15 protein-coding genes and 1 pseudogene are annotated in these 19,261 nt (G+C 74.8%); 9 read left to right on the top strand and 7 right to left on the bottom strand.

Annotated features, from left to right (window positions below):
* The first annotated feature begins 1 nt into the window (after position 1).
* From K4S16_RS03730 to K4S16_RS03720, 3 genes are read left to right on the top strand one after another with little or no spacing between them, the layout of a single operon-like run.
* Positions 2-1,117, top strand: coding sequence for a VWA domain-containing protein (locus K4S16_RS03730; protein ID WP_308800776.1), 1,116 nt, complete (start codon positions 2-4; stop codon positions 1,115-1,117).
* On the top strand, positions 1,110-2,315 hold the full coding sequence (locus K4S16_RS03725; protein ID WP_149257348.1) for an XdhC family protein: 1,206 nt from the start codon (positions 1,110-1,112) through the stop codon (positions 2,313-2,315). Before K4S16_RS03730 ends, K4S16_RS03725 begins: the two co-directional genes overlap by 8 nt.
* Positions 2,299-2,958, top strand: a complete 660-nt coding sequence (locus K4S16_RS03720; RefSeq protein WP_149257347.1) for an NTP transferase domain-containing protein — start codon at positions 2,299-2,301, stop codon at positions 2,956-2,958. Before K4S16_RS03725 ends, K4S16_RS03720 begins: the two co-directional genes overlap by 17 nt.
* Here K4S16_RS03720 and K4S16_RS03715 read toward each other — a convergent pair.
* The 5 genes from K4S16_RS03715 to K4S16_RS03695 all read right to left on the bottom strand — a co-directional run bounded on the left by K4S16_RS03715 (position 2,888) and on the right by K4S16_RS03695 (position 9,066).
* Positions 2,888-4,108 (bottom strand): DUF6986 family protein, encoded by a 1,221-nt coding sequence (locus K4S16_RS03715; protein ID WP_149257346.1) that lies wholly within the window; start codon positions 4,106-4,108, stop codon positions 2,888-2,890. The two genes, K4S16_RS03720 and K4S16_RS03715, sit on opposite strands and share 71 nt — an antisense overlap.
* Before the next feature lie 50 nt (positions 4,109-4,158).
* Positions 4,159-5,085, bottom strand: coding sequence for an aldose 1-epimerase family protein (locus K4S16_RS03710; RefSeq protein ID WP_149257345.1), 927 nt, complete (start codon positions 5,083-5,085; stop codon positions 4,159-4,161).
* A gap of 74 nt (positions 5,086-5,159) precedes the next feature.
* Complete coding sequence (locus K4S16_RS03705; protein ID WP_149257344.1) at positions 5,160-6,587, bottom strand: DUF1116 domain-containing protein; 1,428 nt, start codon at positions 6,585-6,587, stop codon at positions 5,160-5,162.
* Positions 6,584-8,053 (bottom strand): FdrA family protein, encoded by a 1,470-nt coding sequence (locus K4S16_RS03700; protein ID WP_149257343.1) that lies wholly within the window; start codon positions 8,051-8,053, stop codon positions 6,584-6,586. Before K4S16_RS03700 ends, K4S16_RS03705 begins: the two co-directional genes overlap by 4 nt.
* On the bottom strand, positions 8,050-9,066 hold the full coding sequence (locus tag K4S16_RS03695) for a DUF2877 domain-containing protein (protein ID WP_149257342.1): 1,017 nt from the start codon (positions 9,064-9,066) through the stop codon (positions 8,050-8,052). Before K4S16_RS03695 ends, K4S16_RS03700 begins: the two co-directional genes overlap by 4 nt.
* Before the next feature lie 212 nt (positions 9,067-9,278).
* On the opposite strand from K4S16_RS03695, the gene K4S16_RS03690 reads away from it, so the two are divergent.
* From K4S16_RS03690 to cutA, 5 genes and pseudogenes are all read left to right on the top strand, one after another.
* A complete protein-coding gene (locus tag K4S16_RS03690) occupies positions 9,279-11,054 on the top strand; it encodes a PucR family transcriptional regulator (RefSeq protein WP_149257341.1) in 1,776 nt (591 codons plus the stop codon).
* A 208-nt stretch (positions 11,055-11,262) separates the two neighbouring features.
* Positions 11,263-12,735 carry a uracil-xanthine permease family protein gene (locus K4S16_RS03685; RefSeq protein WP_149258009.1) on the top strand — a complete coding sequence of 491 codons (1,473 nt, stop codon included), beginning with the start codon at positions 11,263-11,265 and terminating at the stop codon, positions 12,733-12,735.
* A 12-nt stretch (positions 12,736-12,747) separates the two neighbouring features.
* Positions 12,748-13,611 (top strand): xanthine dehydrogenase family protein subunit M, encoded by an 864-nt coding sequence (locus K4S16_RS03680; protein ID WP_149257340.1) that lies wholly within the window; start codon positions 12,748-12,750, stop codon positions 13,609-13,611.
* Positions 13,611-14,084 (top strand): annotated as a pseudogene (locus tag K4S16_RS03675) ((2Fe-2S)-binding protein); the annotation flags it as partial. The gene K4S16_RS03680 and the pseudogene K4S16_RS03675, both read left to right, overlap by 1 nt.
* A 186-nt stretch (positions 14,085-14,270) precedes the next feature.
* Positions 14,271-16,685, top strand: a complete 2,415-nt coding sequence (gene cutA / locus K4S16_RS03670) for an aerobic carbon-monoxide dehydrogenase large subunit (RefSeq protein WP_149257338.1) — start codon at positions 14,271-14,273, stop codon at positions 16,683-16,685.
* A gap of 159 nt (positions 16,686-16,844) precedes the next feature.
* On the opposite strand, the gene K4S16_RS03665 is transcribed toward cutA, so the two are convergent.
* The gene (locus K4S16_RS03665) at positions 16,845-17,690 is read right to left on the bottom strand and encodes a polysaccharide deacetylase family protein (protein ID WP_149257337.1); all 846 of its coding nucleotides are present in this window, start codon (positions 17,688-17,690) and stop codon (positions 16,845-16,847) included.
* A 241-nt stretch (positions 17,691-17,931) separates the two neighbouring features.
* On the opposite strand from K4S16_RS03665, the gene K4S16_RS03660 reads away from it, so the two are divergent.
* A complete protein-coding gene (locus tag K4S16_RS03660) occupies positions 17,932-18,594 on the top strand; it encodes a carbon monoxide dehydrogenase subunit G (protein WP_149257336.1) in 663 nt (220 codons plus the stop codon).
* 138 nt (positions 18,595-18,732) lie between these two features.
* On the opposite strand, the gene K4S16_RS03655 is transcribed toward K4S16_RS03660, so the two are convergent.
* Positions 18,733-19,107, bottom strand: a complete 375-nt coding sequence (locus K4S16_RS03655) for an FKBP-type peptidyl-prolyl cis-trans isomerase (RefSeq protein ID WP_149257335.1) — start codon at positions 19,105-19,107, stop codon at positions 18,733-18,735.
* Positions 19,108-19,261: the final 154 nt, after the last annotated feature.

Raw genomic sequence — 19,261 nt, 5'->3', positions numbered from 1 at the left:
CGTGGACCGGGACGTCACCGAGACGATGGTCGGCTTCGCCCGGACGGTGCGCGCGGCGGGCGGGGCGGCCGATCCCGAGCGGGTCCAGGCGATGCTCGCCGCGCTCGACCACCTCGACGTGCTCGACGCCGGCGACGTGTACTGGGCGGGGCGGCTCACCCTGTGCGCCGACCCCGACGACCTCGCCCGCTACGACCGGTGCTTCGCCGCGTACTTCTCGGGCGCGACCGCCCGGCCGGGGCGCAGGACGCCGCCCGTGGTGGTGCGCCGGGTCCCGACGGCGGAGCCGGGCGGGCCGGGCGGCGACCGGGAGGGGGACCTGGAGGCGGCGACGGCCAGCGACGTCGAGGTGCTCCGCGACCGGGACGTGGCGCGGCTCGGCGCCGCCGAGCGCGCCGAGGTCGCGCGGCTCATCGCCCTGCTGGACGCGGGGGCCGAGCGGCGCAGGTCGCGGCGGTTCGCCCCGGCGACGTCCGGGCGGCTCGACCCGGCGCGCACCGTCCGGGAGACGCTGCGGCGCGGCGGCGAGACGTCCCTGCTGCGGCACCGGAGCCACCGCACCCGGCCGCGCCGGGTCGTGCTGATCGTGGACGTCAGCGGGTCGATGAGCCCGTACGCCGACGCGCTGCTGCGGTTCGCGCACGCCGCCGCCCGCTCCGGCGGCCGGGACGTCGAGGTGTTCAGCGCCGGGACGCGCCTCACCCGCCTCACCCGGGAGCTGCGGCACCGCGACCCGGACGCGGCGATGGCGGCGGCGTCGGCGGCCATCCCGGACTGGAGCGGCGGCACCCGGCTCGGCGAGGAGCTGAAGGAGTTCCTCGACCGGTTCGGGCAGCGGGGGCTGGCGCGGGGCGCGGTCGTGGTGATCGCCTCGGACGGGTGGGAGCGCGGCGACGCCGGCCTGCTCGGCGCGCAGATGGCGCGGCTGCACCGGCTCGCGCACCGGGTGGTGTGGGCGAACCCGCACAAGGCGCGGCCCGGGTACGAGCCGCTGACCGCGGGGATGGCGGCGGCGCTCCCGCACGTCGACGACTTCACCTCCGGGCACAGCCTCGCTGCCCTGGAGGAGCTGGCCCGCATCGTCGCGGGCGCCGGAAAGGGGAGGTCCCATGCGTGACGTGCTCGGCGACATCGCCGACTGGTACGGGTCCGGGCGGACGTTCGCGCTCGCGACCGTCGTGAACACCTTCCGCAGCGCGCCGCGCCCGCCGGGCGCGGCGATGGCCGTCTCGCCGGACGGGGAGGTCGCGGGCAGCGTGTCGGGCGGCTGCGTCGAGGGCGCCGTGTACGAGCTGGGGCAGACGGTGCTGGAGACCGGCGAGCCCGTCGTCCAGCGGTACGGGGTGAGCGACGACGACGCGTTCGCCGTCGGCCTGACCTGCGGCGGCATCCTGGACGTGCTGGTGGAGCCCGTCGGCCCGGACACCTTCCCCGAGTTCCCGGAGGTCGCCGCCGCGATCGAGGCGCGCGAGCCGGTCGCGGTCGCCACCGTCGTGGCCGGGCCCGGGCGGATCGGCGCCCGCCGGGTGGTCTTCACCGACCGGGCGTCCGGGTCCCTCGCGCCCGGCGCCCCGCACGCGGCCCGCCTCGACGCGGCGGTGGACGACGACGCGCGCGGCATGCTCGCCCAGGGCCTCACCGGGCAGCGGCACTACGGGCCCGAGGGGGAGCGGCGGCTGGACGACCTCAGCGTCTTCGTGCACTCGTTCGCGCCGCCGCCGCGGCTGCTGGTGTTCGGCGCGATCGACTTCGCGGCGGCCGTCGCCCGGATCGGCAAGTTCCTCGGCTACCACGTGACGGTGTGCGACGCGCGGCCGGTGTTCGCGACGCCCAAGCGGTTCCCCGAGGCCGACGAGGTCGTGGTGAAGTGGCCGCACAAGTTCCTGGAGGAGACGCGCGACGCCATCGACGGGCGGACCGCGATCTGCGTCCTCACCCACGACCCCAAGTTCGACGTGCCGCTGCTGGAGGTGGCGCTGCGCACCGATGCCGGGTACGTCGGCGCGATGGGTTCGCGCCGTACCCATGACGACCGGACGGCCCGGCTCCGTGAGGCCGGCCTGTCCGATGCCGAACTGGCCCGGCTGCGCTCGCCGATCGGCCTGGACCTCGGGGCCCGCACGCCGGAGGAGACGGCCGTGTCGATCGCGGCGGAGCTGGTCCAGCTGCGCTGGGGCGGTTCCGGCCGCCCGCTCACCGACACCAGCGGCCGGATCCACACGGAGTCGGATTCACACGAGCCGGGTCCCGGCGCGTCGGATACCGGGAAGGGCGACGTGAGCGCACTACCCTCGCGGGATGACGTTGCACGGTGAGGAGTCCCCGGCCGGCCTGCTGCTCGCCGCCGGGGAGGGCAGCCGCCTCGGGCGGCCCAAGGCGACGCTGGAACTGGACGGCGAGCGGCTCGTCGACCGGGGCGTCCGCACGCTGCGGGACGGCGGCTGCTCCCCGGTCCTGGTGGTGGCGGGGGCCGCGCAGATCGAGGTCATCGGCGCCGTCGTCGTCCCCAACCCCGACTGGCGGGACGGCATGGGCTCGTCCCTGCGCACCGGGCTCGCGGCGCTGCCGCCCCGCTGCCCCGCCGTGGTCGTCGCGCTGGTCGACCAGCCCCTGGTGACGCCCGCCGCCGTCGCGCGGCTCATCGCCGCGTACGAGGAGGGCGCCGCGATCGCGGTCGCCGCCTATGGGGGAGCGCCGCGCAACCCCGTCCTGCTGACCGCCGCGCACTTCGCCGGCGCCGCCGAGGCCGCGGTCGGCGACCAGGGGGCGCGCGGCTACCTGCGCGCCCACCCGGAGCTGGTGACGCAGGTCCCGTGCGACGACGTCGCCGCCCCCGACGACATCGACACCCCGGACGACCTGTCCGCGCTCAAGGAGACCCCTGAGCTCAACCGCCTTCGGGCAGAACGCTCTCGTCCAGCGCCCCGCAGTCGACCGCACGGCGCAGCCGGGCGGTGAGCGCCCTGATGGTGGCGGGCTCGTCCAGGACGCCGTTCGCGTTCCCCGCCTGCTCGTGCCAGGCCCGCACCCGTCCGATCACGTCGTCGACGCCGCCCAGGTGGAACGCGTACACCGCCGCGTACCGGCTCGGCAGGTGCGCGGGGTGCAGGTCCCAGCCCTGGTAGAAGCCGTGCGCCAGCGAGTGCCGGACGTGCGCGGCGTGCACGGCCCAGGTCGCGTTGACCTCGTCGGGCCCGTCGTTGCGGGGGATGACGTTGGTGGAGCCGTCCGACAGCCGGACCCCGGTGCCCGCCAGCGACACCTGCATGATGTGCCGGGCGAAGTCGCAGGCGGGGTGGTCGAGGCGCTGCTCGTGCGGCGGCAGCCCGAGCGCGGCGGTGTAGTCGAACACGCCGAAGTGGGCGGCGGTGATGCGGCCCTGCGCCTGGGAGACCAGCGACTGGAGCCCGATCCGCTTCTCCTCGTCGTCCATGAGCGCCTGCGGCGTCTCGATCTGGATCTCGAACCGCAGGATGCCCTGCGGGAGCCCGAGCGAGGTCTCCAGCCGGTCGAGGAACTCCACGAACAGGCGGACGTGCTCGATCGAGGTCACCTTGGGGAAGGTGATGGTGAAGCCGCCGGGCAGCCGGCCGAGCCGGTCGCGCAGCGCGGTCAGGAACCCGTCCAGCGTCCGCATCGCGCGCTCGTGGCCGCCGTCGGCGAACGACTTGACCCGCAGCCCCCAGTAGTGCGGCAGGCCCTTCACCTGGTACGCGGCGCCGACCGCCTCGACGACCTGGTCGACGTGGGCGTCCTCCTCGGTGTCGTCGCGGACCCCGTAGCCGTCCTCGAAGTCGATCCGGATGTCCTCGACCGGCTCGGCGGCCAGCTTCGCCGCGACGCGCTCCCGCACCGGCCCGGCGAGCTCGGGGTCGAGCCCGAACGCCGCGCCGAACGATCCGGCGCCCGGCGTGTGGGTGTTCAGCAGCCGCAGCGCCTCGGCGCCGAAGTCGGCGGGCGTCGAGCGGGAGAACCGGTCCGCCGGGACGTACACCGTGTGGACCGGTTGGCGGCCTTCCGCGCCGCCGGGGAAGCGCTCGCCGTGGGCGTCGCGGACGGCGGCGATGCGCGCGGACAGGTCGTCGTACGAGGAGACGCTGAGGTTCACCCCGCAATGATCCCCCAACCCCCACCGGCTAGGGAACCGATACCGCGTGATCAGGCCGCCTGGATCCCCCAGCTTCCGCTGAACTCCTCGCCCGGTGCGAGGTCGACGACGCCCTCCCCGGACGCGAACGCGTTGGGCGGGCACGTCATGGGCTCGACGCCGAGGCCGGAGCGCGGGTCCGGGGCGTTGTCGGCGGTGTAGACCTCCATCCACGGGTGCGCCTCGTCGGCCCAGAGCCGCACCGTGCGGTCGCCGCCGGACAGCGTCACCCAGGCGCGGCCGTGGCCGTCGCGGTTGAGCCCGGTGTAGGCGTTGTCGATCCGCCGGTCCCCGAACACGGGCCCGGTGCGCAGGTCGTACTGGGTGCCGGTCACGTCCTGGGACGGCCCGGACGGGATCATCCGCTCGTCCACCGGGAGGTACCGGTCGGCGCCCAGCGTGACGGTGCAGCCGTCGATGGGCTCGCCGACCGTCAGGTAGGGGTGCGCGCCGTGCCCGTAGGGGGCGGTCCTGGTGCCGGTGTTGCGGGCCGTCATCCGCACGCGCAGCCCTTCCTCGGCGTCCAGGGTGTACTCCGCCTCCAGGTCGAGGCGGAACGGGTACCCGGCCGTGCCGAGCAGCCGGTGCGTGAGCCGCACCCGGTCGGGCTCGTGCTCGGCCGCCGTCCACGCCGCCCACCGGACGAGCCCGTGGATCGCGCAGTCGCGCTCGGGCTCGGACAGGTCGAGCCGGTGCGAGGCCCCGCCGTACTCGTAGGTGCCGCGGTCGACGCGGTTCGGCCACGGGATCAGCAGGTGCCCGAACGCGGCGGGGGCCGGCTCGTCGGCGCCGTGCGTCAGCACGAGCGGGCGCCCCTCGCGGGTCAGCTCGCGCAGGCTCGCGCCCGACTCGGTGACGACGGCCTGGTAGTGCCCCGCGCTGAGGGCGTACTGCTCGCCGGTGAGGGCGGACCGCTCCCCGCTGATCGACTCGCTCATGCGTGCGACGTTACCCCCGCCGCCACGGCTACGCGATCTCCGCCGCGGCGGCCCGGCCGACTCCGCCTCGGCGGTCAGGCCGGCTCCGCGAGGGCGTGCAGGGCGTCGGTGAAGACGTTCGCCGGCGGCTCGACCAGTCCGGCGCCGACCTGGCCCGTGCCGGCCTCCCGCCCGGCGATGCCGGTGTCGATGACGGGCAGGATCCCGGTGCGGACGACCCGCGTGACGTCCACGCCCACCGGGGTCCCGCGGAACGACAGCAGCGGGATCTGCAGCACCGGGTGCTCGGCGAGGGTGATCTCGTACATCCGCTGGGTGGCGGCCACCGCGTCGGGGACCTCCCCGCCGACGAACCGGACGATCGCGGGCGCGGCGGCGAGCGCGAACCCGCCCATCCCGGCCGTCTCGGTGATCGCCGAGTCGCCGATGTCGGGGTTGGCGTCGTCCGGGCCGTAGCCGCCGAGGTAGAGGCCGTCCGGGACGCCGGCAGGGCCGGTGAACCAGCGGTCGCCCGTCCCCGACACCTGGATGCCGAAGTCGGTGCCGTTGCGGGCCATCGCCACGACGAGGCTCGACCCCGGCACGCCGCGGGCCGCGTCCGCGCAGGCCTTCGCCGCCGCCATCCCCGCGTTGAGGAAGAAGTGGTCGTTGCCCGCCGCGAACCGCAGCGCCTCGGCGGCCCTCGCGCGGGGCACCTCCTCGGCCGCCGCGAGCGCGGGCGCCAGCTCGCGCAGCAGCAGCGACGTCGCCGCCCGGTTGCGGTTGTGCAGCTCGTCGCCCATCTGCAGGGCCTGCGCGATGAGCGCCATCAGGTCTATCGGCCCGTGCCGCCGGACGGCCTCGCGCAGCGCCGGGCCGAGCACCTCGCCCATCCACGCCAGCCGCTCGATCACCTCCGGCCCGTACGCCCCGTACCGCAGCACCTTCCCGAGGCCCTCGTTGAGCGAGCAGTAGGACGTCCCGCCGTGCTCGGCGTCCTCGACCACGAGCATCCACATGGACGGGCTGACGACGCCCGCCATCGGGCCGACCGCGGCGTGGTGGTGGCACGGCTCGAACACCGCCGCGCCGCGCTCCAGTTCGCGCTCGGCGCCGCGCGGCGTCTCGGCGAGCCCCTCCAGGAGCATCGCGCCGATCAGCGCGCCGCGCATCGGGCCGGACGCCCGCTCCCATTCCAGCGGCGGGCCCGCGTGCAGGAACTTCCCCGGCTCCAGGCCGAGCACGTCGCGCGCGGGGCGCACGTCCACCAGGTGCGGGCGCGCCGTCACCATCCGCTGGACGGCGCGGGCGTTGGCGTCGGCGTGGCCGGGGTCGCCGAGGACGGCCGCGAGCGCGGCCTCCGTCCCGGCAGGCGGCGGCCGCCAGTCGACCGACTCCACCGGGACGGCCTGCTCGGCGAGCGCGCTCGCGAGCACCTCGACCCCGGTCGCGACGACGCGCGGCTCGCGCGAGAGCAGCCCTCCCAGCCGGTGCCCGCGGTGCTGGTCCCGGTTGTCGCTCATCCGGGCATCCCTTCGACGATCGACCCGTCCACCAGCGCCAGCGCGTGCCGGGTCGCCTGCGCGTTGGAGGCGAACACCTCCGCGCCCGCCTCGCACAGCGCGGCGGCCTGCCGGTCGCGGTCCTGCGGGTCCGCCGGCGTCCCGCAGAGCGACACGACGACGGCGAGGTCGGGCCGGTCCCGCACCGCCGCGGTGACGGCCGGGACGAGCGCGGCGGCCGGATCGGGCTCCGCGCCGTGGCCGAGCACCACGTCCAGGAGCAGGACGCCGCAGCCGTCGTCGGCGGCCTCGGCGCGCAGCGCCTCCAGCCGCAGCGTCGGGTCGATCATCGGGTGCGCGCGGCCGCGCGTGTAGGCGTCGTCGCCGAAGTCGGTGAACCGGTGGCCGCGCGCCTCCAGGTCCCGGCCGAGCGCGTCCCGCGCGATCATCTCGGCCTCGTCGCGCAGCGTCCCGCCCGCGAACAGCCCGCGCAGCGCCAGGCCGGGAGCGGGCGCGGCGCGCCGGGGCGAGACCCAGCGCGGCCACGTCGGGACGGGACGGCCGAGCGCCCGCAGCGCCTTCTCCGCCGCGCGCGTCAGGTCGTCCTCGCCGGGCAGCGGCAGCGCGAACACCACCGGGGTGTCCAGCCGCCGGGCGGCCTCCCGGATCAGGTCCAGCACCTGCGGCGTGGGCGGCTTGGACACCAGCACGATCAGCTCGGTGCCGGGGTCGGCGTCCAGCGCGGCCAGCGCGGCGAGCGCCGACCGGCCGCTCACCTCGGGCGACAGGTCCCGCCCGCCGACGCCGAGCACGTGGCTGACGCCGGTGCCCGCCGCGTCCAGCAGGCACATCAGCTGCTGCGCGCCCGTCCCGGACGCCGCGACGACGCCGACCGGGCCGGGCCGCACCGCGTTGGCGAACCCGAGGCCCGCGCCGCCGATCACGGCGGTCCCGCAGTCCGGGCCCATCACGATCAGCCCGCGCCGCGCCGCCGCCTCCTTCAGCGTGATCTCCTGCCCGACCGGCACGTTGTCGCTGAAGATCATCACGTTGAGGCCGGCGTCCAGGGCGTCCATCGCCTCCGGGAAGACGTGCGGGCCCGGCACCGACAGCAGCGCCACGGTCGCGTCGCCGCGGGCCGCGGCGGACCCGGTCGTCCTGGCCGGCGCGGGCGCGCCCAGGATCCCGCCCCCCGCGGGCGGGCGGGACGCCTCGCGCAGCAGCGCGTCCAGCGCTTCCCGCACACCCTCCAGCCCGCCCTCGCCGGGCCCGTCCTCGTCGACACGGACCGCCACGACCAGGTCGTCCGGCCCGGCGCCGTCCGGCACGGCGAAGCCCATGCGGCCGAACATCTCGCGGTTCAGCTCGGTGCCCATCGCCACCATGGCCGCGGCGACGCCGGACCGTTCCGACAGGAGCCGGCTCACCCGCATCAGCGTGACCGAATCGTGGTAGCCCCCCCGCCGCACCTCGACCCAGTCCGTCATGCGGTGGCCCTCGGGGTGTGGAGGTGCTGTACCGGGATGCGCGGCACCTGGAGGTGCTGGACCCGGAGATACGCGGAGGCGCTGAGGGCGAGGGCGGCGCGGCATCCGGCGAGGACGCCGTGCGCGAGGTCCGCGCCCGACGTGTGGCCCACCGCGAGCAGGCGGCGGACGGCGGCCTGTGGCGGCTCGTGGCCCGCGACGCAGCGCAGGACGGCGGTCACCTCGGCGCCCGCCTGGCCCGCCGCCGCGCAGTGCAGCAGCGTTGCGGCCAGCGCCGTCGTGCGGGTGCCGGCGTCGGCGGTGACGGCCGCGCCGAGCCAGTCGGCCAGCCCCACCGCGGCGTCGCCGTGCCGGACGGCGCCGCCGACCAGCCTTAGCGCGGCCAGCAGGCCGCACAGGATGTCGTCGCCGCTCGGTGTCAGCCCGGGGCCGAGGCCGACGATCCGCTCGGCCGCCTCCACGGCGCCCGCGAGGTCGCCCGCGGCGCAGGACGCGGCGAGCGCGTCCGGGTCGGGATGCCCGGCGAGGCCGCCGCCCGACGGGCCTTCGGCGGTGAGCGCGCCGGCCGCGGTCAGTTCGGCCTCCAGGGCGCGGATTCCCCGGGAGAGCGAGGCGGGCTGCATCGCGCCGAGCACGGGGGAGGGGTCCCACCAGCGGCGCACGCGCACGTTGAGGCCCTCCGCCTCGATCCGGCCGTCGCCGACGAACGCGTCCGCGCCCTCGCGGACGGACCGGAACGGGTGCTCGCGCCGGTGGGCGACGACCACCACCGCGTTCGGAAGCCGGCCGGCGTCGGAGGTGACGACGGCGAGCACGCGCGGCTCGCGGCGCCCTCCGGGGCCGCCCCCGCGCATCTCCAGGTACAGCGCCGCGGGGAAGACCGCGATGACGCGGGCCGCGCGGCGCGGCGGGTCGAGCAGGGGCCGAAGCGCGAGGCTCGCGGCGCCGGCGGCGGGGGGCCGCCCTCCGGGGCGGTCCGGGAGCCGGATCGGGTCGCGGACGAGAGCGGTCACGGATCCTCCCGAGGCCGGTGTCGGCGGCCGCCCGGCGTGCGGACGGCCCGGCCTCCGGCATGACGGTAGAACGGGGCCGCCATTGGACGTATGGATAAAACTGCCAAGGATGGTTGTCATCGTTCGTCTTTGTTGTCAGTGTTGATCAGGCATCGGTAGCGATCACGCCGTCACGGGCGATGTACGCACCAAAAGGCGAGGTGACCCCTGGCATGAGTTACACCACTGCGGACCCGGGCCCACCGGCCCTCCGGCTCGCGAGTACCGGAACCCTGACCTACGGCCTTTCGGTCGGCGAGGTCCTCGGCGTCAGCACCCTGAACGGCGCCCGCCTCATCGCCGGACGGGCCGGACTCGAGCGCGTCGTCCAGCGGCTGAACGTGATGGAGGTCCCCGACATCCTGTCGTGGGTCAAACCGAACGAACTGCTGCTCACCACCGGCTACCCCCTCCGCAACACCCCCCAGTCGCTCGACAACCTGGTCGCCGACCTGGACGAGCGCGGCCTCGCGGCGCTGGCCATCAAGCTGGGCCGCTACCTGGACTCGCTGCCCGCCGAGATGATCGCGCAGGCGGACCGGCGCGGCTTCCCCCTGATCCTGCTCCCGAACGACGTCGGCTTCGACGACATCCTGAACCAGGTGCTGACCGACATCCTGAACCGGCAGGCGGCCGTCCTCGCCCGCACCGAGGAGGTGCACCGGGCGCTCGTGCAGATCGTGCTGTGCGGCGGCGGCCTCCAGGAGGTCGTGGACGAGGTCGCGACGCTGCTGGACGTGGCGGTCGTGGTGCTGGACGGCGAGCAGCGGGTGCTCGCGGGCGCCGGCCCCGACGAGCACGTCCAGGCGATGCGGGCCTTCGACGCGGGCCGGCACGCGGCGTGCGGCCGCGGCGGCTGCGGCATCATCGGCGCGCACGGCACCGGCGACCACCTGGTCGTGCCCGTGATGGCGGGCGGGTTCGACCACGGCCGGATCGTCGCGTTCAGCCCCGGCGGCACCCTGCGCGGCACCGACCTCGGCATCCTGGAGCGCGCCGCGACCGTCGCCGCGCTCGTGGTGACCAAGCAGCAGGCCGTCGCGGCGGTGGAGAGCAAGTACCGCGCCGACTTCCTGCGCGACATCCTCGCGGGCCGGGCGGGCGGCGACGACCGGATCGTGTCGCACTGCGGCGGGTTCGGCTGGGACCTCGACCGGCCGATGATGGTGGTCGTCGCCGAACTGGACGGGCGCCCCCGCGGCGCCTCGGGCCAGGAGGCCGAGGGCAAGGGCCGGGCCCTCCCGGCGGGCAGGGCCGTCGAGCCCGACGGCGGCGCGCGCGGCGTCCGCGGCGCCGAGGAGCGGGCCGCGCAGGAGCGGCTCGCCGCGGCCTGGACGACGGCCGTCCGGCGGCACGACCGGGGCGCGGCCGTCGCGAGCTTCGCCCACGAGGTCGTGGCGATCGTGGGCGCCGAGGGCGGCGACCCGGCCGAGTGGACCGCCGGACCGGTCCAGGCGATGGTCAAGGAGGCCTCGTCGATCTTCGCCGAGCACCTGCCGGTGCGGCGCACGTTCTCCACCGGGATCAGCCGGACGGTGAGCTCGCCGGCCGCGCTGCCCGAGGCCTACGAGCAGGCGGTGAAGGCCGTGCGGGTCGGGCGCCAGCTCAACGGGGCGGGCGCGCGGGCGCACTTCGACCAGCTCGGCGTGTACCGGCTGCTCAGCCTCGTCTCCGACCCGGACGAGCTGCACGCGTTCGTCCGCGAGACGCTGGGCGACCTCGCCGCCGACGACGAGCCGGAGCTGGTCGACCTGCGCCGCACCCTCCAGGTGCTGCTGGAGACGAACCTCAACGTCGCGGAGACGGCCCGCCGGCTGCACTTCCACTACAACACGCTGCGCTACCGCATCGGGAAGCTGGAAAGGATGCTCGGAGCGTTCACCGAGGACGCCCATCTGCGGCTCAACCTCACCCTCGCCCTTCACGTGCTGCGCATGCGGGGTATCTGAGGGTAGCGCCACCGCCCCGGACCCCCGGGGCGCCACACCGGAGCCGGACGGCCGTCGCCCCAGCTCGGCGCGTCCGCGCACCGGCCGGTCCTCCCAATCCTGGACGCGCGGTTTGGCAGATGTCGCCGATGCCCGCCCACCAGGGTAGATCTACCTTGCCCGCATGAAAGGCCCGCGGGAACGCGGCCGGCTGAGCAGGAGGACCCCCATGGTGATCGGCTGGAAGCTGCACGGCGACGGACGGACGCCGCCGCCCGGGGAGGTCGTGCGGCCGGACGAGCGGCTGTCGTGGCCGCGGACCGCGGGCATCGGCGCCCAGCACGTGGTCGCGATGTTCGGGGCGACCTTCGTGTTCCCGGTCGTGATGGGCCTGGACCCCAACCTGGCGATCATGATGTCCGGGATCGCGACGATCCTGTTCCTGCTGATCGTGGGCGGCCGGGTGCCGAGCTACCTCGGCACGAGCGCCTCGTTCGTCGGCGCGGTCGCGGCGATCCGCGCGGCGGGCGGCGACAGCGCCACCGTCACCGGGGCGATCCTCGTCGCGGGCCTGGTGCTCGCGGTGATCGGCGTGCTCATCCACGTGGTGGGCGGCGAGGTCATCCACAAGGTGTTCCCGCCGGTGGTCACCGGCGCCGTGGTCATGCTGATCGGGTTCAACCTGGCCCCCGTCGTCGCGACCGTGTACTGGCCGCAGGACCAGTGGGTGGCGCTGGCGACGCTGGCGTTCGCGGTGCTCTGCGCGGTGCTGCTGCGCGGCTTCTGGGCGCGGATCACGATCCTGCTGGCGCTGGTGTTCGGCTTCGTCCTGTCGTGGCTCCTCGACGCCGCGGCCGGGAAGATCACCTCCGTGCTGCCCGGCCAGAACCTGCTGGACGGCGCCGGCAAGCCGTGCGCGGCGGAGGGCCCCTTCTGCGTCGCCACCGCGTTCCCGCACGACCGGGTGAACCTCACGAGCGTGAAGGCCGCCGACTGGTTCGGGTTCCCCGACCTGCACGCCCCCGACTTCAAGACCTCGGCGATCCTGCTGGCGCTGCCCGCCGTCATCGCGCTGATCGCGGAGAACACCGGGCACGTCAAGGCCGTGGCCGCGATGACGCACGACGACCTGGACCCGGTCCTCGGCCGGGCCATCGCCGCGGACGGCGTCGGCACCGCCCTCGCCACCGCCGTGGGCGGCTCGCCCACCACCACCTACGCCGAGAACATCGGCGTCATGGCGGCGACCAGGATCTACTCGACCGCCGCCTACTTCGTCGCCGCGATCGTGGCGATCCTGTTCGGGCTGTGCCCGAAGTTCGGTGCCCTCGTCGCCGCGACGCCGGGCGGCGTCCTCGGCGGCATCACCGTCGTCCTCTACGGGATGATCGGGCTGCTCGGCGCGAAGATCTGGATCGAGAACCGGGTCGACTTCGCCGACCCGGTCAACCTCGTCCCGGTGGCCGCCGCGATCATTCTGGCGATCGGGAACGTGACACTCCAGGTGACCGACGACTTCCCGCTCCAGGGCATCGCGCTCGGCACCATCGCCGTGCTGGTCGGCTACCACGTCCTGAACGTGCTGCGCCGGCCGGAGGACACGGGCGGCGGCATCATCGCCCCGGCGGAGGAGGAGATCGGCGGCCCCGTCAGGCACGCCGACCACGATCGGCCGGGTACACCCAGGACCGATGAGAGCTGACGAGGGGCCGCGGTGAAACCACCTCCGTTCGGGTACCACGCGCCGGGCACGCTCGGCGAGGCCCTGGACGCGCTGGCCGCCGCGCCCGGCGGGAAGGTGCTGGCGGGCGGGCAGAGCCTCATCCCGCTGCTGAACATGCGGCTGGCCGCGCCGTCCGACCTGGTCGACATCAACCGGGTCGCGGAGCTGGACACCCTCCACGTCGGCGACCAGGGCGTGCGGGTCGGCGCGCTCGCCCGGCACGCGCGGGTGGAGCGCTCGGCGGAGGCGGCGGCCGTGCAGCCGCTGCTCGGACGGGCGCTGCGGCACGTCGCGCACCCGGTGATCCGCAACCGGGGGACGGTCGTCGGCAGCCTGGTGCACGCCGACCCCGCCGCCGAGATGCCCGCCGTGCTGGCCGTCCTCGGCGGGACGGTCGAGGCGGCCTCGGCGCGGGGCCGCCGCACCATCGCGGCCGAGGCGTTCTTCCGCGGCCCCCTGGAGTCGGCGCTCGAACCCGGCGAGCTGGCCGTCGCGGCGTTCTTCCCGGCCGCGCCGCCGCGCACCGGGACCGCGTTCGCCGAGACGGCGCGGCGGCACGGCGACTACGCGCTCAGCGGCGTCGCCGCCGTCGTCGGCCTCGACGAGGACCTGCGCGTCGGCTCGGCGCGCGCCGGGTTCCTCGGCATCGCGCCGACGCCGCTCGTGCTCGACCTGACCGCCGCCGCGGGCCCCCGCGGCGACTGGGCGGCGGCGGCCGCGCACGTCCGGGAGCGGATCGACCCCGAACCCGACATCCATGCGGGCGCCGCCTACCGGCGCCACCTGACCGGCGTGCTCGCGGAGCGCGCCCTGAACGCGGCCGCGGCCGAGGCGCTGCGGAGGGCGGAGGACTGATGGCGGAGAGCTTCGAGGTCGCGCTGACCGTCAACGGGACGCACCGCACGGCGCGCGTCCCGGCGCGGCGGTTGCTGTCGGACCTGCTCCGGCACGACCTCGGGCTCACCGGCACGCACGTCGGCTGCGAGCACGGCGTCTGCGGCTGCTGCACCGTCCTGCTGGACGGGGAACCGGTCCGCTCGTGCCTCATGCTCGCCGTCACCGCCGCGGGCCACGCGGTCACCACCGTCGAGGGGCTCGCGGCGCCGGACGGGACGCCCTCGCCGGTGCAGCGCGCGTTCCGCGAGTGCCACGGCCTGCAGTGCGGGTTCTGCACGCCCGGGTTCCTCTGCACGGTCACGGCGCTGCTGCGGGAGACGCCGAGGCCCACCGAGGACGAGGTCCTGGAGGGGATCTCGGGGAACCTGTGCCGCTGCACCGGCTACCAGAACATCGTCAAGTCGGTGCACCGCGCCGCCGACCTGCTCAGCAGTTCCGGGGGGTGCGGGGGGTCGTCCCCCCGCAATGAACACAGCGGTTCCGGGGGGTGTGGGGGGGCGTCCCCCCACAGTGAACACAGCAGTTCCGGGGGGTGCGGGGGGTCGTCCCCCCGCAATGAAACAGCTGAGGGGTCGTCCCCCCTCAAGGCAACAAAGGCGACAGCTGAGGAGTCGTGAATGGGCACCCGGGTCTTCGGTGAACCGGTCCAGCGGCGCGAGGACGGCAGGCTCCTCACCGGGCGCGGCCGCTACCTCGACGACCTCGGGCGGGACGCGCTCGCGGCGGCGTTCGTGCGCTCCCCGCACGCGCACGCCCGGATCGCCGACATCGACGTGTCGGGGGCCCTCGACGTCGAGGGGCTGGTCGCCGTCTACACCTGGGAGGACCTGCCGGGGAAGGTCGGGGACCCGCTGCCGCTCCTCATCCCGCACCCCGCGCTGACCCACGGCCGCACCGGGTACCCGCTCGCCCGCGACACCGTCCGGCACGTCGGCGAGCCCGTCGCGATGGTCGTGGCCCGCGACCGCTACCTGGCCGAGGACGCCGCAGAGCGCATCCGCGTCGAGTACGAGCCGCTGCCGCCCGTCGTCGGCATCGAGACGGCGGAGCGGGCCGAGCACCTGGTCCACGACGACGTGCCCGGCAACGTGGGCGCCGTCCTGGTCCAGGAGAACGGCGACGCGGCCGCGGCGATCGACGCCGCGCCGCACGTGCTGGAGTTCCGGCTGTCCATCGAGCGCAGCGCGTCCATGCCGCTGGAGGGCCGCGGCGTCTACGCGCGGTGGGACGCCGACGACGGGTCGCTGCGCGTGTACTCCTCCACGCAGGCGTCCACGAGCGTGCGGGCGGCGATCGCGGCGCGGCTCGGGATGCCGAACGGCAAGGTCGAGGTGGTCGCGCCGGACGTCGGCGGCGGCTTCGGCGTGAAGATCGTCCACCCGTGGCCGGAGGAGGTCCTGGTGCCGTGGGCGGCGCGGCTGCTGGACCGCGAGATCAAGTGGACCGAGGACCGCCGCGAGCACTTCGTCTCCGCCGCGCACGAGCGCGGGCAGTTGCAGGACGTGCGGGTCGGGTTCGACGACGAGGGCCGCGTCCTCGGCCTGGACGTGCGGATCCTGCACGACCACGGCGCCTACACCCCGTACGGGATCATCATCCCGATCGTCACCTCCACCCAGCTCCTCGGCCCCTACAAGATCGGGGCGTACCGGGCGGAGGTCGTCAGCCTCTACACCAACACCCTCATCGTCACCCCGTACCGGGGCGCGGGCCGCCCGCAGGGCGTGTTCTGCATGGAGCGGACGATGGACCGCATCGCCCGCCACCTCGGCCGCGACCGCGCCGACGTGCGCGCCGCCAACTTCATCCAGCCCGACGAGTTCCCCTACGACCAGGGCCTGACGTTCCAGGACGGCCGGCCGCTGATCTACGACTCGGGGAACTACCCCGAGCTGCTCCGCAAGGCGCGGGAGCTGATCGGCTGGGACGGCTTCGAGGCCGAGCGCGCCGCCGCCGCGGCCCGGGGCCGCCGCATCGGCATCGGCCTCGGCGTCTACGTCGAGGGCACGGGCGTCGGCCCGTACGAGGGCGGCCACGTCGAGATCGACACCGCGGGGCGGGTGCACGTGTCGACCGGGCTCACCTCCCAGGGGCAGGGCCACGAGACCGTGTTCGCGCAGATCGCGGCCGCCGAGCTGGGCGTCCCCATCGAGGACGTCCACGTCACGACGGGCGACACCCGGCGGTTCGGGTACGCGGTCGGCACGTTCGCGTCCCGCGCCGCCGTGATGAGCGGCAACGCGATCGCGCTGGCGTGCCGGAAGGTCCGCGGCAAGGCGCTGCGCATCGCGGGCGAGGCGCTGGAGGCCGACCCGGACGACCTGGAGATCACCGACGGGGTCGTGCACGTGCGCGGCGACCGGTCGGCGGCCGTCCCGCTGCGGACGGTGGCGGTGCTGTCGAACCCGCTGCGGTACGCGTTCGACGAGGAGGCCGCGGCGGCGACGCAGTTCGCGGTGGGCCGCCCGGCCACCGAGCCGCCCGTCGCGGCCGGGGACGAGCCCGGCCTGGAGGGCCGCGACTACTACTCGCCGGTGCGCTCGACGTTCGCCTCCGGGGCGCACGCCGCGATCGTGGAGGTCGACCCCGACACGGCGGAGGTCGCGATCCTGCGGTACGCGGTCGTGCACGACTGCGGGCGGCTCGTCAACCCGATGGTGGTGGAGGGCCAGATCCACGGCGGCGTCGCGCAGGGCGTCGGCGGCGCGCTGTACGAGCGGATGGTGTACGACGAGTCGGGCCAGCTGCTCAACGCCTCGTTCATGGACTTCCTGATGCCGTACGCGACGGAGGTCCCGCGCATCGAGACCGACCACCTGGAGACGCCGTCACCGCTGAACCCGCTCGGCATCAAGGGGGCGGGGGAGGCCGGCGTCATCCCGGTGTCGGCGGTGGTCGCGTCGGCGGTCGAGGACGCGGAGGGGATCCGGGTGGACGCGATGCCGCTGTCCCCGGACGACCTGTACACGCTCCGGCTGCGCGCCGCGGACGACCCGTCCCTGCGCGTCAAGGAGGACGCCGAGGTGTCCTGACGGCGAGCCGGACCCGTCACGGGTGCGGGCCGGGGCACGGGTCTGGCTGGCGGGGCCGGCTCGGGAAAGCAGGGGACCTCGGCCCCGCCAGCGTGCCGACCTTGGCACAGACCGCCCCGGGACTCCGGCCCAACCGGGTTTCCTCCGGGAAGGTCGCTTTCAGGCGTGGGACGGCTGGTCAGGGGCGTTTCCGCCGAGGGAGCGCGGCAGGTAGTTCTCGACCGCGGCGGGCCGGAACCCGGCCTGCCTGATCCAGCCGAGGATCATCTGGAACTCCTGGGCGAGGCCCTTGCGGTAGTGCATGAGGATGATGTCGCCGGGCTTGAACCCCTTGCCTCCGTCGCCGCGCGCGAAGCCGTTGTAGCCGACGCCGGGCCCGGAGGTGCCGTTGTAGAACTCCGCCGACCACAGCAGCACCGACTTGATGCCGCAGTCCTTCGCCGCCTGCAGGGTGGTCTGGTTGTAGCTGCCGAACGGAGGGCGGAAGACCTGGGGGCGGCGCCCGTACTGCTTCTGGATGGCGTCGGAGGAGTCGCAGATCTCCTTCTTCTGCGACTCGGCGCTGAGCGTCGCCATGTTGGGGTGGGTGACGGTGTGGTTCTCCATCTGCGACCCGGCGTTGCGCATGGCCCAGAAGTACTGTCCCTGCCCCTTGATGTAGGTGGAGGTCAGGAACGTCAGGATGGGGACCTTCTCCTTGCGGACGAGGTTCACGAACTCCGAGTCGTAGGTGTAGCCGTCGTCGATGGTCAGGAAGACGACGCGCTCCTGCGTCTCGATGTGGTTGATGACGGGCGGCAGGCCGTTGGCGGCGGGCTTCGGCATCGTCCACGACCCCGGCTTGGGCGTCGCCCACCGCTGGTCGTCGAGCACGGACGCGAGCTGAGTCCGCATGGACGGGCCTGAGTCGCCGCCCAACCCGGAGGTCACGACGGGCCAGCCGCCCGCGGCCACGCCGAACACTCCGGCGGCGACCATGGCGATCACGGGCGTCTTTCCTGGCATCGACCGCGTACTCCGTTCGCTGGGGGGTCTGAAGTTCTCTGGGGGGTTCTGAAGCTCTTTGGGGTGCAGTGGTCCGCATCGGTTGACGCGCGAGGGGCGGTCCAGGTTCGCCCCAGCGCGGAACCTGCCGGACATATCTGACCATTCCCAGGCGTCGGGGGAGTGCATCTCACCAATCCTCGGCGTGTACTCGGCAGAAGTTGCCGTTCGGCGAGGGGGCCGGGTTCTCTAAAGTCGGGTCATGCAGCTCACCGGCAGTGCCAGCGTCGCCGCGCCGCTCGACCGCGTCTGGGACGCGCTCCAGGACCCGGCCGTGCTGGCGAGGACGATTCCCGGGTGCCGTTCCCTGGAGGAGACGGGGGACGGCACCTACCGCATGACGGTCACGGCGGGCGTCGCGTCGATCCAGGGCACCTACGTGGGGCAGGTCGAGCTTGCCGACCCCGACCCGCCGCGCTCGTTCGTGCTGCGCGCCCGCGGCCAGGGCGCGCCCGGCACGGTGGACGCCACGGTCCGCGTCCGGCTGACGGACGGCGACGGCACCACCCGGATCGACTACGACGCGGACGCGGTCGTCGGCGGGATGGTCGGCGGCGTCGGGCAGCGGATGCTCGGCAGCGTCGCCAAGCGCACCGCGGGCGAGTTCTTCTCCGCCGTCGAACGCGACCTCATCGCGCTCGCGGCCCCGTCCCCGGTACCCGCCGGGGAACCGGCGCCCGTGGCCCCCGCGCCGTCCGCCGCCGGGACTGCGACTCCGGGACGCGCCGTGTACCCGGGACGCGTCGCGGCCGAGCCGGCGCCCTCGGGGGCCTGGCTCCCGATGGCCGCCGCGTTCGGCACCGGCGGAGCGGTCGCCCTCGCGGGCGTGGCGGTCGGCTACCTCATCGGCCGCCGCTCCCGCTGAGACGCGCCGCGAAGGCCTCGCGAACCCGGGAAGGTCGGACGACCACCCCTGGAAACGGCGACGGCGGGCGCCCCGGGAGACTTCCCAGGACACCCGCCGTTCGATCCGGTCGGCCGACCGCCGACCGGTGGCCGCGTGCTAGCTGACGGCCACGAGGTCGACGACGAAGATGAGCGTCTCGCCGGGCTTGATGGCGGGGCTCGGGCTGCGGTCGCCGTAGGCGAGGTGCGGCGGGATGACGAGCTTGCGGCGCCCGCCGACCTTCATGCCGGCGATGCCCATGTCCCAGCCCTTGATGACGCGGCCGGAGCCGAGCTCGAAGTCCAGCGTGCCGCCGCGGTTCCAGGACGCGTCGAACTCCTCGCCGGTCGACCACGACACGCCGACGTAGTGCATCGACACCTGCGAGCCCTTGACGGCCTCGGGGCCGTCGCCCTCGGTGATGTCGGTGATGTCGAGGTAGGCGGGCGGCTGGCCCTCGGGGAAGTCGATCTCGGGGCGTTCAAGCGCCATGAACGGGCTCCAGCGGTCTCGTCGGATGCAAGGACAGAACAGAGCTGCTCAGCCTATCCGCACGCGGGTCACGAAAGAACGGCCCTTCCGTTGGCAGATTGCGACGGTTTCGCAGGTGGGCGGCGTCCGGTAGACCCTATGACCATGGTGAGGC

Origin of the sequence: Actinomadura sp. K4S16, from assembly GCF_008327685.1 — a bacterium.
GTDB lineage: Bacteria > Actinomycetota > Actinomycetes > Streptosporangiales > Streptosporangiaceae > Spirillospora.
This window is presented reverse-complemented; position numbering and strand designations above follow the sequence as displayed.

Bases quoted from the DNA above. Each gene is read 5' to 3' on its own strand.
- K4S16_RS03725 (WP_149257348.1), top strand. From the start codon at position 1,110: ATGCGTGACGTGCTCGGCGACATCGCCGACTGGTACGGGTCCGGGCGG.
- K4S16_RS03720 (WP_149257347.1), top strand. From the start codon at position 2,299: ATGACGTTGCACGGTGAGGAGTCCCCGGCCGGCCTGCTGCTCGCCGCC.
- K4S16_RS03710 (WP_149257345.1), bottom strand. From the start codon at position 5,085: ATGAGCGAGTCGATCAGCGGGGAGCGGTCCGCCCTCACCGGCGAGCAG.
- K4S16_RS03705 (WP_149257344.1), bottom strand. From the start codon at position 6,587: ATGAGCGACAACCGGGACCAGCACCGCGGGCACCGGCTGGGAGGGCTG.
- K4S16_RS03700 (WP_149257343.1), bottom strand. From the start codon at position 8,053: ATGACGGACTGGGTCGAGGTGCGGCGGGGGGGCTACCACGATTCGGTC.
- K4S16_RS03690 (WP_149257341.1), top strand. From the start codon at position 9,279: ATGAGTTACACCACTGCGGACCCGGGCCCACCGGCCCTCCGGCTCGCG.
- K4S16_RS03685 (WP_149258009.1), top strand. From the start codon at position 11,263: ATGGTGATCGGCTGGAAGCTGCACGGCGACGGACGGACGCCGCCGCCC.
- cutA (WP_149257338.1), top strand. From the start codon at position 14,271: ATGGGCACCCGGGTCTTCGGTGAACCGGTCCAGCGGCGCGAGGACGGC.
- K4S16_RS03665 (WP_149257337.1), bottom strand. From the start codon at position 17,690: ATGCCAGGAAAGACGCCCGTGATCGCCATGGTCGCCGCCGGAGTGTTC.
- K4S16_RS03660 (WP_149257336.1), top strand. From the start codon at position 17,932: ATGCAGCTCACCGGCAGTGCCAGCGTCGCCGCGCCGCTCGACCGCGTC.
- K4S16_RS03655 (WP_149257335.1), bottom strand. From the start codon at position 19,107: ATGGCGCTTGAACGCCCCGAGATCGACTTCCCCGAGGGCCAGCCGCCC.